At 64.3% G+C, this 16,299-nt stretch carries 11 protein-coding genes and 1 tRNA gene; 4 read left to right on the top strand and 8 right to left on the bottom strand.

All coding sequences use genetic code 11. The features are described 5' to 3' along the window. Positions 1-48: 48 nt before the first annotated feature. Positions 49-543 carry an RNA pyrophosphohydrolase gene (locus FZZ93_RS16735; protein ID WP_013331451.1) on the bottom strand — a complete coding sequence of 165 codons (495 nt, stop codon included), beginning with the start codon at positions 541-543 and terminating at the stop codon, positions 49-51. Positions 544-701: 158 nt separating this feature from the next. Between FZZ93_RS16735 and FZZ93_RS16730 the strand changes: the two genes are divergently transcribed. Continuing rightward, on the top strand, positions 702-1,358 hold the full coding sequence (locus FZZ93_RS16730) for a histidinol-phosphatase (protein ID WP_149323440.1): 657 nt from the start codon (positions 702-704) through the stop codon (positions 1,356-1,358). A gap of 295 nt (positions 1,359-1,653) precedes the next feature. Here FZZ93_RS16730 and FZZ93_RS16725 read toward each other — a convergent pair whose 3' ends face one another. Next, positions 1,654-2,628, bottom strand: a complete 975-nt coding sequence (locus FZZ93_RS16725; RefSeq protein ID WP_149323439.1) for a malate dehydrogenase — start codon at positions 2,626-2,628, stop codon at positions 1,654-1,656. A 223-nt stretch (positions 2,629-2,851) separates the two neighbouring features. On the opposite strand from FZZ93_RS16725, the gene FZZ93_RS16720 reads away from it, so the two are divergent. Beyond that, a complete protein-coding gene (locus FZZ93_RS16720; protein ID WP_149323438.1) occupies positions 2,852-3,958 on the top strand; it encodes an efflux RND transporter periplasmic adaptor subunit in 1,107 nt (368 codons plus the stop codon). Position 3,959: 1 nt separating this feature from the next. Then, a complete protein-coding gene (locus tag FZZ93_RS16715) occupies positions 3,960-7,079 on the top strand; it encodes an efflux RND transporter permease subunit (RefSeq protein WP_149323437.1) in 3,120 nt (1,039 codons plus the stop codon). A 53-nt stretch (positions 7,080-7,132) separates the two neighbouring features. On the opposite strand, the gene rsd is transcribed toward FZZ93_RS16715, so the two are convergent. The 6 genes from rsd to rnr form a co-directional block, all read right to left on the bottom strand. Next, a complete protein-coding gene (rsd, locus tag FZZ93_RS16710; protein WP_149323436.1) occupies positions 7,133-7,645 on the bottom strand; it encodes a sigma D regulator in 513 nt (170 codons plus the stop codon). A 63-nt stretch (positions 7,646-7,708) separates the two neighbouring features. Next, on the bottom strand, positions 7,709-8,260 hold the full coding sequence (locus FZZ93_RS16705) for a disulfide bond formation protein B (protein WP_149323435.1): 552 nt from the start codon (positions 8,258-8,260) through the stop codon (positions 7,709-7,711). Continuing rightward, complete coding sequence (gene gshA / locus FZZ93_RS16700; RefSeq protein ID WP_149323434.1) at positions 8,257-9,888, bottom strand: glutamate--cysteine ligase; 1,632 nt, start codon at positions 9,886-9,888, stop codon at positions 8,257-8,259. Before gshA ends, FZZ93_RS16705 begins: the two co-directional genes overlap by 4 nt. A gap of 218 nt (positions 9,889-10,106) precedes the next feature. Then, the gene (locus FZZ93_RS16695) at positions 10,107-12,464 is read right to left on the bottom strand and encodes a Tex family protein (RefSeq protein ID WP_149323433.1); all 2,358 of its coding nucleotides are present in this window, start codon (positions 12,462-12,464) and stop codon (positions 10,107-10,109) included. A 117-nt stretch (positions 12,465-12,581) separates the two neighbouring features. Beyond that, a complete protein-coding gene (gene rlmB / locus FZZ93_RS16690) occupies positions 12,582-13,373 on the bottom strand; it encodes a 23S rRNA (guanosine(2251)-2'-O)-methyltransferase RlmB (protein WP_149323432.1) in 792 nt (263 codons plus the stop codon). Between the two features lie 35 nt (positions 13,374-13,408). After that, positions 13,409-15,838 carry a ribonuclease R gene (gene rnr, locus FZZ93_RS16685; RefSeq protein ID WP_149323431.1) on the bottom strand — a complete coding sequence of 810 codons (2,430 nt, stop codon included), beginning with the start codon at positions 15,836-15,838 and terminating at the stop codon, positions 13,409-13,411. Between the two features lie 234 nt (positions 15,839-16,072). Between rnr and FZZ93_RS16680 the strand changes: the two genes are divergently transcribed. Continuing rightward, a tRNA-Leu gene (locus tag FZZ93_RS16680) sits at positions 16,073-16,159 on the top strand. Positions 16,160-16,299 lie beyond the last annotated feature (140 nt).

The raw sequence follows: 16,299 nt of genomic DNA, 5'->3' as shown, positions 1-16,299 counted from the left end.
GCCTCGCGGAGTATGGCACCGAGGGCATCCTCGGCTCGTCTGGGGTCGTCAGCTGCGTTCGAGAGCCAGGCGCTGTGCTCGAGGCGACAGCTCGCGCAATGCACGGCGGTAGACCTCGCGCTTGAAGGGCACGACCTGCCCCAAGGGATACCAGTAGCTGACCCAGCGCCAGCCGTCGAACTCTGGCTTGGCCGGACCGCTATCCATGCAGATCCGGTTATCCCGACAGCGGATCCGCAGCAGGAACCACTTTTGTTTCTGTCCGATGCACACCGGCCGGCAGTGTGTTCGCACCATGCGTCGTGGCAGGCGATAGCGCAGCCATCCCCGGGTACAACCAAGCACCTCGACGTCATCAGCCGTGAGGCCGATTTCCTCATGCAACTCGCGAAACAGAGCCTGTTGCGGTGTCTCGTTCGACTTGATGCCTCCCTGGGGAAACTGCCACGCATTCTGCCCAACCCGACGCGCCCATAGCAGCTGCCCTCGGTCGTTGGTGATGATGATCCCAACGTTGGGGCGAAAGCCGTCTGCGTCGATCACGGGCTTCACCTTATGAATCCAGTATTGAAGTCATTCTTCCACAAGCGCGTGAAAGGGTTCAATACGACAAACAACCACTCTCGAATCCGCCCTTGACGTCTGACATAATCGCGGCTCCGCCTCTCCCCAACCACCTCCCGACCACCAAGAGGAATGCCGTGAGCCTCGCCATCTTCGACTTGGACAACACCTTGCTCTCGATCGACAGCGACCATGCCTGGGGCGAGTTCCTGCTCGAGCAGGGCGCCGTGGATCCTGTCGCCTACAAGCAGGCCAACGACCGCTTCATGGCCGACTACGAAGCCGGCACCCTCGACATGCACGCCTTCCTGGAAGTGGCCCTCAAGCCGCTGGCGGACAACACGCCGGAACAATTGGCGGCCTGGCACCAGCAATTCATGGCCAGCAAGATCGAGCCCAGCATTCAGCCCCGAGGCGAGGAACTGGTGGCCCGCCACCGGGCGCGCGGCGATACCCTGTTGATCATTACCGCCACCAATCGTTTCATCACCGGCCCGATCGCCAAGCGACTGGGGATCGACGACTTGATCGCCGTGGAGCCCGAGATGATCGACGGCCGCTATACCGGTCGGGTCAGCGGAATCCCGAGCTATCGGGAAGGCAAGGTCGAACGCCTCGACGCCTGGCTGGCGGATCGCGAGGAAACCCTGAACGACGCCTGGTTCTACAGCGATTCCCACAACGACCTACCGCTGCTGGAAAAGGTCGACCACCCCGTGGCCGTGGACCCGGACGCGCCCCTGCGAGAGACCGCCGAAGCACGCGGCTGGCGAATCATCAGCCTGCGGGACTGATCCGGGCGTCGCCGGATCAGAGCTGTAAGCGACAAGCTGTAAGCCGTAAGAACGGCGCTTCGCGCCTTGAAGAAAGAAGGCACAAGAAAACCCCGAAGGCCGCAACCTTCGGGGTTTTTCGTGTCTTGCGAATACTGCTCTGTAAACCACCAGGGATGTGCTGATTTATATCGCGAGCGACGAGAGGCTGGCCGCCGCCGGAACAGAAAAACCGCAGTTTACACGAGCGTAAATGAGGATTTTGAGTACCGCCGGTGGCCAGGATATCGAGCGCAGCAATAAATCAGGGCGTCCCTTAGCCAAGCAGATGCTCGACGGCACTCCGCTCCTCACGCAGCTCCTGCTCGGTGGCGTTCATGCGCTCGCGGCTGAAGTCGCCGATCTCCAGGTCCTGGACGATCTCGTACTTGCCGTTCTTGCAGACGACCGGGTAGGAATACATGATGCCCGGCTCGATGCCGTAGCTGCCATCGGCGGGAATCCCCATGCTGACGATACCGTCGCTGCCCAGCGCCCAATCACGCATGTGATCGATCGCCGCGGAGGCCGCGGAAGCGGCGGAAGAAGCACCGCGCGCCTTGATGATAGCGGCGCCACGCTGCTGCACGGTGGGAATGAAATCGTTCTCGTACCAGGCTTGGTCGACCAGTTCGAGCGCCGGCTTGCCGTCCACCTTGCAATGCGCCAGATCCGGATACTGGGTGGCACTGTGGTTACCCCAGACGATCATGGACTCGACATCGGTGACGTGCTTGCCGGCCTTCTGGGCCAGTTGGGTCTTGGCGCGGTTGTGGTCCAGGCGCATCATCGCCGTGAACTGACCAGCGTCCAGGTCGGGCGCGTTGCAGGAAGCGATCAGGGCGTTGGTGTTGGCCGGGTTGCCCACCACCAGTACACGCACATCGCGGCTGGCATGGTCATTCAGCGCCTTGCCCTGCACGGAGAAGATGGCCGCGTTGGCCTCGAGCAGATCCTTGCGCTCCATGCCCGGACCGCGCGGACGAGCACCGACCAGCAGGGCAAAGTCGGCATCCTTGAAGGCGACATTGGGATCGTCGGAGGCGACGATGTCCTGCACCAGCGGGAAGGCACAGTCGTTGAGCTCCATCACCACGCCATTGAGGGCGTCCATGGCCGGCGGGATCTCGAGCAGCTGCAGGATGACCGGCTGGTCCTTGCCCAGCATGTCGCCGGACGCGATGCGAAACGCCAGGGAATAGCTGATCTGACCTGCGGCACCGGTAATGGCTATACGGACGGGGTCTTTCATCGTGGCTCCTTCGGTTATCGCCGTGAGGATGAGCCAGACGGGCCAGTGACCCGCCTCGGCCGGGATTCGAACCGAGGAAATGGTATGCCTGCAGTGCACAAAACTCAATTCGACCTGAGACTAGACGCCTACATCACGACAGAATTCTCCTCCTGCTTCCGCTATGCTGAGGGAATTTCACTCTCCTCTCATACGGTTACGTGACCCACCAGGGAAGGTCCGAATGCCACGCCGACGCCCCTCTAATCCCATCCTGCTGGCCATCGCACTTGGTCTGGCCCTGTTGCTATGGCTCGCTTTCGGCGATATATCGAGCTTCCGCGATGAACCACCATCGGCGACGGAGTCCGAAACGCCTCCCCCGCCTCGCGTCGAGATCGAGACGCATCATGCCGAGCCCTATGCACCGACCCTGGTGGTACAGGGCCACCTCGAGGCGTATCACGAACTCGAGCTGCGCGCCCGGCTATCCGGCCGGGTGGAAGCACTCCCGGTTTCTCAGGGTGGGCGCGTCGAGCGCGGCGACGAGTTGCTGCGGCTAGAACAGGACGCCCTGCCCGAGCGCCTGGAACAGGCCGAGGCGGAATTGGCGCTGGCTCGCGCCGAGCTGTCCGGTGCCCGTGGGCTACGCGACCGCGAGCTCATCTCCAACCCCGAGCTCCTGCGTCGCCAGAGTGCAACGAGCGCCGCCGCTGCCGAACTCGCCGACCTGCGCCAACAGTTGGACGACACTCGCCCCCAGGCGCCCTTCCCCGGCGTGCTGGATCGGATCGACGTGGACCCGGGCGAACTGCTGCAGGCTGGGGAGACCTGGGGGCGGCTGGTCGACGATTCACGGCTCACCGCCAAGGCCTGGGTTTCCCAGCGCGAGGCCCTGCCGCTGGAACCCGGCCTGCCCGCTCGGATACGCCTGCTCGATGGCTCCACCCTAGAGGGTGAACTCGACCATGTCGCCAGTCGCGCCGACGAGGCCACGCGCAGTTTCGCCATTGAGGTCACGCTGGACAATCCCGAGCACCGACGTCTGGCCGGAGCCAGCGCTACCGTCGAGCTGACGCTTCCATCACGCCGCGTACATCGCCTGTCGTCGGCCCTGCTGGAGCTCGACGAACGAGGCCAACTGACGATCAAGCACCTGGATCGCCAGAATCGGGTCACCCGCGACACCATCGAGCTGGTCAGCAGCGATGAAGAACAGGCCCGGGTCGCCGGCCTACCCGAGCGGATTCGCCTGATCACCCTGGGCGGCGGCTTCGTCGATCCCGGGGATGTCGTCACGCCGGTGCCTGCCGATGAAACCGATGCCTCGGTCGACATGGAGCGCCCCTGACATGCGCACCTTGATCTCGGCCGCCCTGGACCGCTCGCGGACCACCCTGCTGCTGCTGATCGCCCTGTTGCTGGCGGGTCTGGGCGCCTGGCAGGCAATTCCCAAGGAGGCCAATCCGGACATACCCATTCCGATCATCTACGTCTCGATGACGCTGGAAGGCGTCAGCCCGGAAGACGCTGAACGCCTGCTGGTCCGCCCCATGGAGCAGGAACTGCGCAGCATCGAGGGACTGCGCAAGCTGACCGCCCAGGCCGGTGAAGGTCATGCCTCCCTGAACATGGAATTCGACGCCGGCTTCGATCCCGACCAGGCCCTCACCGACGTACGCGAACAAGTCGACATCGCCAAGGCCGACCTGCCCGACGAGGCCGAGGAACCTCGGGTCATCGAGGTCAATGTCGGACTCTTCCCGGTGCTCTCCATCGGCCTGTCGGGGCCCATCGAGGAAAGCCGTCGCGTCGCCGTGGCACGCCGACTTAAGGAAGAAATCGAAGGCATACCCGAGGTGCTCGAGGTCGACATCGGCGGCGATCGGGAAAACCTGCTGGAAATCGTCGTCGACCCGCTGGTGCTGGATAGCTATGGCGTCGATTTCGAGACCCTGTTCAACCGCGTGAGCCGCAACAACCGGCTCGTAGCGGCGGGCAGCCTGGATACCGGCGCCGGTCGCCTGGCGCTCAAGGTGCCCGGCGTAATCGAGCAGCTCGAGGACGTGATGAAGATGCCGGTCAAGGTCGACGGCGACCGGGTGGTGACCTTCGGCGATGTCGGCTGGATTCATCCCACCTTCAAGGATCCCCAGGGCTTCGCCCGCATCGATGGCCAGCCGGCACTCGTACTGGAAATCGCCAAACGTGCCGGCGCCAACATCATCGCCACCATCGAATCGGTGAACGAGCTGTTCGACGAGGCCGACGGCCTGTTACCCGAAGGGCTCAAGGTCACCACCATCATGGACCAGTCCGAGATGGTCGAGTCGCTGCTGTCGGAACTGCTCAACAACGTCCTCACCGCGGTGGTGCTGGTACTGATCGTCATCCTTGCCGCCATGGGGCTGCGCCCTGCCCTGATGGTGGGGCTGACCATCCCTGGCGCCTTTCTCACCGGCATCCTGCTGATCTGGGCGATCGGTTTCACCCTCAACATGGTCGTGCTGTTCGCCCTGATCCTGGTCGCCGGCATGCTGGTCGACGGCGCCATCGTCGTCAGCGAGCTGGCCGACCGTCACCTGCGTCAGGGCCAAGCGCCCCATGATGCCTGGATCAATGCCGCCAGCCGCATGAGCTGGCCGGTTATCGCCTCTACGGCCACGACCCTGGCGGTCTTCATCCCCTTGCTGTTCTGGCCCGGCGTGGTGGGCGAGTTCATGAAATACCTGCCGGCCACGGTCATTCTCTGCCTGCTGGCCTCCCTGGGCATGGCCCTGGTCTTCCTACCCACCCTGGGCGGCGTGTTCGGCGCCCGCAGCGGCCGGGCATTGAGCGACACCGAGCTGATCACTTATGGCGGTCGTCTGTATCGCGCCCTGCTGGCCCGCCTGCTGGCCCGCCCCGGCCTTACCCTGCTGGTCGCCCTGTTGCTGATGGCACTGACCTACACCGCCTACGCCCGCTTCAATCACGGCGTGGAATTCTTCCCCAGCGTGGAGCCCGACAGCGCCCAGATCCTCGTCCATTCCCGGGGCGACTTCTCCGCCCGGGAGAACGACGCCATCGTCCAGCGGGTCGAGGCACGTCTCACCGACATGAGCGAGATCCAGGCTCTCTACGCCCGCTCCTTCGCCACCGCCGACCAGCAGCTCGGCGCCGATGTCATCGGCGTCCTGCAGTTCCAGTTGATCGACTGGCACGAGCGCCGGCCAGCCAGTGACATCCTCGCCGACATGGCCGAGCGCACGGCCGATATCCCGGGTATCGAGCTGGAATTCCGTGAACAGGAGCAGGGGCCGGCCGCCGGCAAGCCCATCGTGCTGGAGGTCGGAGCCACCACGACCGAGCAGGCCGAACAAGCCGTGGCGTCGCTGCGCCGGACCATGAACGAACTCGGAGGCTTCCGCGGCATCGAGGACGACCGTAGCCTGCCCGGCGTGGAGTGGCGCGTCAGGGTGGATCGCGAAGCCGCCGCGCGCTTCGGCAACGATGTCGCCACCATCGGCAGCGCCGTGCAATTGCTCACCAACGGCCTGCAGGTGGCCAGTTACCGCCCCGCTGGGGTCGATGACGAGGTCGATATCCGCGTTCGACTGCCGGAGGGCTCACGCACCCTGGATCAGCTAGGCCGCCTGACGTTGAACACATCGCGCGGCCAGGTGCCGATCTCGAACTTCGTCAGCATCGAGCCGGCACCCAAGGTCAGCACCCTGCACCGCATCGATGGCCGTCGCGCCATTACCCTGGAAGCCAACGTCACGGAGGGTGAAAGTCCTGACGAGCGCCTGCGCGCCCTGACCGACGCCATGGAAGAATTACCTGATGGCGTCAGCATCCAGGTCGCCGGCGAACAGGAGGATCAGCAGGAGGCCATGACGTTCCTGATGACCGCCTTTCTGGTCGCCGTCTGCCTGATGGCACTGATCCTGGTCACGCAGTTCAACAGCCTCTACCAGACGCTGCTGGTGCTCTCGGCCATCATCTTCTCCACTGCCGGCGTGCTGCTCGGCCTGCTGGCCAATGGCCAACCCTTTGGCATCGTCATGGTGGGGATGGGCATCATCGCCCTGGCCGGCATCGTGGTGAACAATAACATCGTGCTGATCGACACCTTCAACCAGTTGCGTGCCGAGGGCCTTTCGCCAAGCGAGGCCGCACTCCAGGCGGGTGGACTGCGCCTGCGACCGGTACTGCTCACCGCCGTGACCACGGTGCTCGGCCTGATGCCGATGGTGCTCGAGATCAACGTCGACCTCTTCACCCCCCGGCTCGGCCTCGGAGCCCCCTCGACCCAGTGGTGGGGCCAGCTCTCCAGCGCCATCGCCGGCGGCCTGACCTTCGCCACGGGGCTGACACTACTGCTGACGCCCTGCATGCTGGTGCTCGGGCCAGGAGGGAGGAAAAGCCGTAAGCCGCGAGCATCGAGCTACGAGACTCGAAGGGCAACCCCAAGGCAGCGTAGCTCGTAGCTCGTAGCTCGAAGGCAACGTACCCCCAACCTCTCTCGGGTCAAATGGGGACTTCAGACCCCCGGCGAGCTTCCGGCGTGAAGTTCGGCGCTGGCGGCGTCGGGGGCATGGGCGGCGTGCAGGCGGCCGATCAGCCGGTCTTCCAGGGAGAAACGTTCGGTGAGCCCCTTCTGCAGGCGGTCGAGCCAGGCAGGCAGGCGGGCCATGTGGTATTCACAACGCGTGGCGCTGGCGTAGTCCTCATCGAAGGCAAGTACCAGCTCGGTGGACATGTCGAGGCGTTGCAGCAGGTTATCCGCCAGCGCCAGGGCGGCGTTGTCGTTGAATGCCTCGGCCTCGGCACGCAGTTGGGGATAGACCTCGAAGTGGCCGGCACTGATGTAATCCATCAACAGTTCGCTGAAGGCATCGATGCGCGCCTTGTTCAGGGCTTCCAGATCGGCGTCGCAGGCGTCCTGAAGCTCACGAAAATTCGTCAGCAACGCCCGCCTCTCGGCGAGCCAACGATCGATCAGTTGGTGAACGCCCCCCCAGCGTTCCTGCGCATTCTTGCAGTCTTCCAGCATGGGTGTCTCCCTCGAATGGACCGCCGACCCTGAGCAACAGACTCACCCCTGCCGGGGGCACTGTCAATCCCGACCGGGCACCCCCTGCCAACGATATCCATGATCGCGACGCAGCGACCTGGCCAACAGGCCCAGCGGTGCCAGCATCAGCACCACGAATCCGATCAGCGTCCAGCCTGGCAACGACAGGCCCAGCAGGGTCGCGCCGACCTCGGCGCACTCACCGGAGCCGGTTAGCACCGTGGCCAGCACGTCGCGCAGCGGCAGGATCTCCATCATGTAGTCCAACCCCGGGCCACAGCTCGGCACCTGGTCCGCTGGCAACGATTGCAGCCACAGGTGGCGGCCGGCCAGCGCGATACCGACACCGACCGCGACCACGCCCAGCAATCCGTAGACCACCGCGCCGGCACGTCCCTTCGGGTCATGCAAGGCGGCGATCACGAACACCATGCCCGCAGCGATCACCGCTACCCGCTGGAAGATGCACAGCGGGCAGGGTTCCAGGCCCGCGCCATGTTCCAGCCCCAGCGCCACGGCCATCATCAGCACGCAAAAGGCCAGCCCTGCCAGGCTCCAGCGGCGCACGCTCCAGTTCTCGAGTTCCATGATCATGGCCGTCCTCCCGTGGCTCGCAATGGCGTCAGGGCTCGGGTTTCCCGGGCCCGCTCGAAGTAATCGGCCAGGAAGTCAGCGAAGCTTTCGCTTTCCGCCGCCTCGATCTCTCCCTGCTGCTGGAGGGAGGTCTCGACCAGTTGGTCGAAAAGTGCCGAGCGAGCCGGCCCGATGGGTTCATCGCGTAACTGCTCGGCCTGCTCTCGCGCCATCGCCATGATGGCGTCGACGAACTCTTCGTCTTGCGTCTCCAGGCGCTCCAGCAGACGGCCGGAAGGCGTCAGCGACGGATCATCGATCCAGGGCGTCAACTCGGCCAGGGCCTCGGCATGCGGCGCCCCTTCCTCCAGGCGATCGAGCAGGGTGGCAACGTCGCGCAGCTCGGCGAAGATCTCGTGCCCCCAGTCGGCAATCGAGCGCTTGCGACCATGATGGTCCAGGCGCAGTTCGGGATCGCGCCCCCGCGACACCACCAGCCGGCGGTTATCGTCGAGATGCTCGCATTCCTCGTCGGTGATCCAGGGACTTTCCGACAGCAGGCACCACATCAGGAAGGTATCGACGAAGCGACTGCGGGTTGCATCGAAGCCCAGCGGATTGAAGGGATCGAGATCGAGACAGCGCACTTCGATATATTCGACGCCCCGCGCTTCCAGCGCCTGGCTCGGTGTCTCGTCGTGCCGCGCGACGCGCTTGGGGCGGATGTCGCTGTAATATTCGTTCTCGATCTGCAGGATGTTGGCATTGAGCTGTCGCCAGTCATCGTCGCCGTCGCCCTTCACGCCAAGCGCACCGTAGTCGGGCCAGGGTGTCGAGATGGCGTGACGCAAGGTGTTGACGTAGTTGGACAGCGAGTTGAAACAGATCTTGAGCTGCTCCTGCACCTTGTTCTGGTAGCCCAGATCGGACATGCGCAGGCTGGTCGCGTAGGGCGACACCAGCGTGTGCTCACCGCGGGGTTGCAGTCCTTCCGGCACGCGTCCGTCGGGTAGAAAGCTGCGATCCACTGCCGGCGAGGCGCCGAACAGGTAGAGCAACAGCCAGCTGTGACGACGGAAATTGCGGATCAGATCGAAGTAGCGCGACGAACGATACTCCTGCATGGAGGCCTGTTCATCGCCATCCAGGCTCTTGAGCAGTGTCCAGAAGTCGTCCGGCAGGGAGACATTGTAGTGAACACCGGCAATGGCCTGCATGATGCGTCCGTAACGCACATCCAGCCCCTTGCGGTAGACATGCTTCATCATCCCCACATTGGAGCGGCCGTAATCGGCGATGGGAATGCTTTCGTTGCCGTCGAGCCGGGCCGGCATGCTGGCCGGCCAGATGAACTCGCCGTTCAGGCGACGGTAGCTGAACCGATGCAGGTCGGCGAGAAACGCCTGAGCATCCTCGGGCCGACTGTAAACCGGCGTGATGTACTCGAGCAGTGCCTCGGAATAATCCGTGGTGACATGCGGGTGAGTCAGCTTCGAGCCGAAATCGGCAGGATGTGGCGTCTGAGCGATACGACCGTCGGCGTCGACACGCAGTCCTTCTTTTTCGATGCCACGGCGCAGGCGTCCGAAACGCCCCTGACTGGCCGGCCCGCTGAGTCGTTCGATGAGGGTGGAGAGCGATTCGGACAAGATGACACCCCATGTCGTGGCAGCCGGCCGGGCGTTGGCCGACTTCCCGGTTATCAGTCGGGCGCCGTGGCACCCATAGAATTTCAGATTATGGCGCCGAAAAACGGCGATTCAAGCTAATGGACCGCGGGATTCGAGATTCGGGTTTCGCATCTCGCATCTCGCATCTCGTAGCTCGTAGCTCGTAGCTCGTAGCTCGTAGCTCGTAGCTCGACATGCTAGCCATCGCGCTTGGCCTTGAGCAACGCCGCTCCCAGGGCGCCGAGCTGGCCCTCGCCCTGGCCGCCACCCTGCCCCTTCGTCTTGCCGCCACCCTTGCGGGGTGCCTTGCCACGGCCTTGGGACTCGCCTCCCTTGCGCGGCCGATCGCTGTCGGCCTCGCCGGGCTGATCGTCGAGACGCATGGAGAGTCCGATGCGCGAGCGCTCGAGATCCACACTCATGACCTTGACCTTGACGATGTCACCGGCCTTGACCACCGAGCGCGGATCCTCGACGAACTTGTTGGACAACGCCGAAATGTGCACCAGACCGTCCTGATGGACGCCGATATCGACGAAGGCACCGAAGTGAGTAACGTTGGTCACGCTGCCTTCCAGCACCATGCCGGGCTCCAGGTCCTTGAGCGTCTCCACGCCTTCGCGGAACTCGGCGGCCCGGAATTCGGGACGCGGGTCGCGGCCGGGCTTGTCCAGTTCCTTGAGGATATCGTTGACGGTAGGCACACCGAAGCGCTCGTCGGCGAAATCGGCGGCCTTGAGCGATTTGAGAGTCGCGCCGTCGCCGATCAGCCCGGCCAGTTCGCGCCCGCTGCGCGCGGCGATACGCTCCACCAGTGGATAGGCCTCGGGGTGGACCGCACTGGCGTCCAGCGGATTGTCGCCATTCATGATGCGCAGAAAACCGGCACACTGCTCGAAGGTCTTGGGGCCGAGACGGCTGACATCCAGCAGTTGGCGACGCGAACGAAAGGCGCCTTCGGCGTCACGGCGGGCGACGATGTTCTCGGCGAGGCCGGCATTGAGGCCGGCCACCCGCGACAACAAGGCCGAGGAAGCGGTGTTGAGATCCACGCCCACGGCATTGACGCAATCCTCGATCACCGCTTCCAGGCTGCGCGAAAGCTGCACCTGGGAGACATCGTGCTGGTACTGGCCGACGCCGATGGACTTGGGCTCGATCTTGACCAGCTCGGCCAGCGGATCCTGCAGGCGACGGGCGATCGATACCGCGCCACGTACGGTCACATCGAGATCCGGCAGTTCGCGGGAGGCATATTCCGATGCCGAGTAGACCGAGGCGCCGGCTTCGCTGACCATCACCTTGGAGAGGCGACGCGTCCCGGCCATGGCCTTGACCAGCTCGCCCGCCAGCTTGTCGGTCTCGCGACTGGCGGTGCCGTTGCCGACGGCGATCAGGGCCACGTCATAGGCGTCGACCAGGCGGGCCAGCTCGGCCAGGGATTCATTCCACTGATGGCGCGGCGCATGGGGGAAGATGGTCGACTGGCCCAGGAACTGGCCGGTGGCGCTGACTACTGCCACCTTGCAGCCGGTACGCAGGCCGGGATCAATGGCCAGCGTCGCCTTGGCGCCGGCCGGCGCCGCCAGCAGTAGATCCTTGAGGTTGGCGGCGAAGACGCCGATGGCTTCGGCCTCGGCGCGTTCGCGCAGGCGGCCCATCAGTTCTGTCTCGAGATGGGTGTAAAGCTTGACCCGCCAGGTCCAACGCACCACCTCGGCGAGCCAGCGGTCGGCGGCGCGCCCCTGATCTCGAATTGCGAAGTGCCTGGCAATGGCCACCTGTGCCGGATGCACGGCGGCCTCGTCTTCGCCCGGCAGGCGAATGACCAGCGACAGCACGCCTTCGTTGCGTCCGCGGAACATCGCCAGGGCACGGTGCGAAGGGACCTTGGCGATGGCCTCGTCATGCTCGAAGTAATCGGAGAACTTGGCCCCTTCGCGCGCCTTGCCGTCGATCAGCCGGGCACTGAGCACGCCTTCGTTCCACAGGCGCTCGCGCAGTTGGCCGACCAGTTCGGGCTCCTCGGCGAACCGCTCCATGAGAATCTGCTTGGCGCCATCCAGCGCCGACTTGGCGTCCTCGATGGCCGGAATATCGCCATCCGCCGCACACAGATAGCCAGCAGCCTGCTCCTCGGGCGACAGGGTCGGATCGGCCAGCAACGCTTCGGCCAGCGGCTCCAGACCTGCCTCGCGAGCGATCTGCGCCTTGGTGCGACGCTTCTTGCGATACGGCAGATAAAGGTCTTCCAGGCGCTGTTTGGTATCGGCGGCACGGATGCTCGCGGCCAGCGCCTCGGTGAGCTTGCCTTGCTCGTCGATGCTGGCCAGTACCGACTCGCGGCGCTCTTCCAGTTCGCGCAGATAGCCCAGTCGCTCTTCCAGGGAGCGCAGCTGGATATCGTTCAGCCCGCCAGTGGCTTCCTTGCGATAACGGGCAATGAAGGGAACGGTGGCACCACCGTCGAGCAGTTCCACGGTAGCCGCCACCTGGGGCGCGCGAACGCCGAGTTCCTCGGCGAGACGATCGATGATCTTGGCTTGTGCGTCCATGAAATCCTTGGCAATCCAGGTCCAGATGATCGCGACAAGGTATCACAAGCCCGGCGCCGACGGCAGGCGAGATATTCGAGGCCCGTAGCTTGTGGTGCGTGACGCCAAGCTCGTGGCTCAGCGCTGCCCCGAGCCCCGCTGCCGCACTGCTTCGAACAGGCAGATGCCAGTGGCCACCGAAACATTGAGGCTGGCCACCTGCCCCGCCATGGGGAGCTTGACCAGGCTATCGCAGGCTTCGCGGGTCAGCCGGCGCATGCCCTTGCCTTCGGCACCCATCACCAACGCCGTGGCCACGGTGAAATCGGCGTCATAAACAGACGCCTCGGCTTCGCCGGCGGTTCCGGTTACCCAGACGCCCAGCTCCTTCATCCGCGCGAGCGAACGCGCCAGATTGGTGACCCGATAGACCGGCACGCTCTCGGCGGCACCACAGGCCACCTTGCGCACCGTGGCATTGAGAGGCGCGGCCCGGTCCTTGGACACCACCACGCCATGGGCACCGGCGGCATCGGCGCTACGCAGGCAGGCCCCGAAGTTGTGCACATCGGTGATGCCATCGAGCACCAGCAACAACGGCGCTGCCTCGGCCGACCAGCCCTGGAGCCGGTGCCAGAGCGACGCTTCGGCTTCGAACGCCAACGGCCGGCAGAAGGCCACCACGCCCTGATGCACAGCGTCCTGGGCGAGCCGATCGAGGGTGTCGCGTGGCTGTGTCACCACCTTGACCTTACCTTCGCGGGCAAGCGCGACCAGTTCGGCCAGGCGATCGGAGGCGTCCCCGTCCTGCACCCAAAGTTCACGCGGCATCTCGCCACGTTCCATCAGCGCACGCACGGCGTGAACGCCATATACCGCATCTAACCCGCCGGGGGCCTTGGGCCCTCGGCGGTGGGATTGCTTGCTCATGAGAAAGGTCTCGTCGCTGGAAGAGGCGTCGCTGCTCAGCGGCGACGCGGACCACGGCGGCGGCGTTTCTTGCCTCCACCCTCTTCGCTGTTGCTGCCCTCGGAGGCCTTGCCACTCTTGCCGTCACCGGCGCTCTTGCCGCCCTCGGCAGGCGACGAGGTCTTCGGCTTGTCGGTGACGTCATTTTGCTTCGAGCGACGCTTGGGCGCGCGGCGCGGGCGCGGCTTTTCGTCGGCCAGTTCGAAATCGATCTTGCGGTCGTCCAGATCGACCCGCGCCACCTGGACGCTCACGCCATCACCGAGCCGATAGCTCATGCCGCTGCGCTCGCCCTTGAGGCGGTGCTTCTCCGGCTCGTAGTGATAATAGTCGGAGGGCAGCGAGGTAACGTGTACCAGCCCCTCGACATAGACCTCATCGAGGCGCACGAAGATGCCGAATTGGGTCACCGAGGCGATGGTGCCGTCATAGACCTCGCCGAGCTTGTCGGACATGAACTCGCACTTGAGCCAGCCTTCCACGTCGCGCGTGGCGTCGTCGGCGCGGCGCTCGGTCATCGAGCAGTGCTCGCCCAGCTCCAGCATCTGCTCGAAGGTATAGGGGCACCACTTGCTGGGCGGCTCCACCGGGGGATTCTCGGTGCGCAGCACGGTGTTCGTCTGGCGCGGCCCGCGGATCACCGAGCGGATGGCACGGTGCACGAGCAGGTCCGGATACCGGCGAATCGGCGAGGTGAAGTGCGCATAGGCCGGATAGGCCAGGCCGAAGTGGCCCTCGTTCTGGGGCGAATAGACGGCCTGGCTCATGGAACGCAGCATCACCGTCTGGATGATGTCGGCGTCGTCGCGTCCCTTGATCGTTTCGGCCAGGTCCCGATAATCCTGTGGCGTCGGCTCGTCGCCGCCGCCCAGGGACAGGCCGAGTTCAGCCAGGAACAAGCGCAGCTTGTCGAGCCGCTCCGGCGAGGGCCGTTCGTGAATGCGGTACAGCGCCGGCAGGTCGTGCTTGTCGAGGAAACGAGCGGTGGCGACGTTGGCCGCCAGCATGCATTCCTCGATGATCTTGTGAGCGTCATTGCGGGAACGCGGCACGATCTTCTCGATCTTGCGCTCGTCATTGAAGACGATGGCGGTCTCGGTGGTCTCGAAGTCGATGGCGCCCCGCTCCTCACGCGCCTGGCGCAGCAGCTTGTAGAGCGAATGCAGGTTCTTCAGCGAGGGCACCAGCTCGCGATATTCCTCGCGCAGTGCATCGCCTTCTTCGCCCTCGTCCCCGAGGATCGAGGAGACCTTGTTGTAGGTCAATCGGGCATGGGAGCGGAAGACCGCCTCGAAGAAGCGATAGCGGCTGATGGCCCCCGTCTTGGAGATGTTCATCTCGCAGACCAGCGCCAGGCGATCGACATCGGGGTTCAGCGAGCACAGGCCATTGGAGAGCAACTCCGGCAGCATCGGTACCACTTGCCCCGGGAAGTACACCGAGTTGCCCCGGGCGATGGCTTCCTGGTCCAGGGCACTGCCCGGGCGCACATAGTGGGAAACGTCAGCGATGGCCACCAGCAGCTTCCAGCTCCCGGATTTGGTCTTCCAGGCGCAGACAGCGTCGTCGAAGTCCTTGGCGGATTCGTCGTCGATGGTTACCAGGGGATAGTCACGCAAGTCGACCCGCTGCTGCTTGTCATCCTCGGCGACCTCGTCGGACATGCTGGCGATCTGGTCCAGCACCTCCGGAGGAAACTCCGAGGGAATCTCGTAGCTGCGCAAGGCGATGTCGATTTCCATGCCAGGGTCCATGCGCTCGCCGAGCACCTCGCTGACCTCGCCTACCGGCTGCACTCGGGTGGCAGGCTGTTTGACGATGTTCGCCGAGACCACCTGGCCATCCTGTGCTCCGCCATTGGCGTTATGTGGGATGATCACTTCCTGGGTGATGCGAGAGTTCTCGGGAATCAGCACCCCGAACTCGGGCGTGTTCTGACGATACACGCCGACGATGGTCTGGGTGTTGCGCGCCAGCACCTCAACGATGGTCGCCTCGTCACGCCCTCGCCGATCGCGACCGCTGATGCGCACCAGCACATGGTCGGCATGGAAGACGCGGCGCATCTGGCGCGGCGGTATCACCAGGTCAGGCTTCTTGCCATCGTCACGCAGCAAAAAGCCGAAGCCGTCACGATGGCCGAGCACCTTGCCCTTGACCAGGTCCAGCTTGTCGATCAGGGCGTAGGCGCCGCGGCGATTGCGCAACACCTGTCCATCGCGTTCCATGGCCGCCAGCCGCCGCCGCACGGCTTCCTGGAGGTCCTCGTCCTCGAGGCCCAGCATCTGGCTCATGGCCTCGTGGGTGATGGGTTTACCGCACTCTTCCAGGCGCGCCAACAGGTATTCGCGGCTGGGAGCGGGGTTATCGTACTTGTGAGCCTCGCGGCTGGCGTGCGCGTCGTCTTCGAGCGTCCAGTGGGTCATGCGGAGAGCATCCTTGGCAGGGTCGGGGACGGCATGCGTTGCGTGACGCGCGGGTGCCGCGGGCAATCATTGTTGCAATAGAAATATGGTGTCATGGGCGGCAGTATAGCGCCGCCATGTCCATCACCCAACCATACTGCAACTATACTGAGAGACCAGCGCGCCTCAGCCCGCACCCGACCATGCACACGGGGCTTGCATTATCGCCAGAATTCGGTAACATACGCGCCACTTGCCCAGATGGCGGAATTGGTAGACGCGCTAGCTTCAGGTGCTAGTGTCCTTACGGACGTGGAGGTTCAAGTCCTCTTCTGGGCACCATTGATACTCTGATCATTCGAGCTTCGGGTATCCTGCTCTTTATCAGCTTGATTCGTTCGTGTTCGCCCAGGTGGCGGAATTGGTAGACGCGCTAGCTTCAGGTGCTAGTGTCCTTACGGACGTGGAGGTTCAAGTCCTCT

The organism is Halomonas eurihalina (assembly GCF_008274785.1).
Taxonomy (GTDB): domain Bacteria; phylum Pseudomonadota; class Gammaproteobacteria; order Pseudomonadales; family Halomonadaceae; genus Halomonas; species Halomonas eurihalina.
This window is presented reverse-complemented; position numbering and strand designations above follow the sequence as displayed.

Coding starts and splice junctions, on each gene's coding strand:
- FZZ93_RS16705 (WP_149323435.1), bottom strand. CDS start 8,260: ATGATCATGGAACTCGAGAACTGGAGCGTGCGCCGCTGGAGCCTGGCA.
- FZZ93_RS16725 (WP_149323439.1), bottom strand. CDS start 2,628: ATGAAAGACCCCGTCCGTATAGCCATTACCGGTGCCGCAGGTCAGATC.
- FZZ93_RS16695 (WP_149323433.1), bottom strand. CDS start 12,464: ATGGACGCACAAGCCAAGATCATCGATCGTCTCGCCGAGGAACTCGGC.
- rsd (WP_149323436.1), bottom strand. CDS start 7,645: ATGCTGGAAGACTGCAAGAATGCGCAGGAACGCTGGGGGGGCGTTCAC.
- FZZ93_RS16720 (WP_149323438.1), top strand. CDS start 2,852: ATGCCACGCCGACGCCCCTCTAATCCCATCCTGCTGGCCATCGCACTT.
- rnr (WP_149323431.1), bottom strand. CDS start 15,838: ATGACCCACTGGACGCTCGAAGACGACGCGCACGCCAGCCGCGAGGCT.
- FZZ93_RS16715 (WP_149323437.1), top strand. CDS start 3,960: ATGCGCACCTTGATCTCGGCCGCCCTGGACCGCTCGCGGACCACCCTG.
- rlmB (WP_149323432.1), bottom strand. CDS start 13,373: ATGAGCAAGCAATCCCACCGCCGAGGGCCCAAGGCCCCCGGCGGGTTA.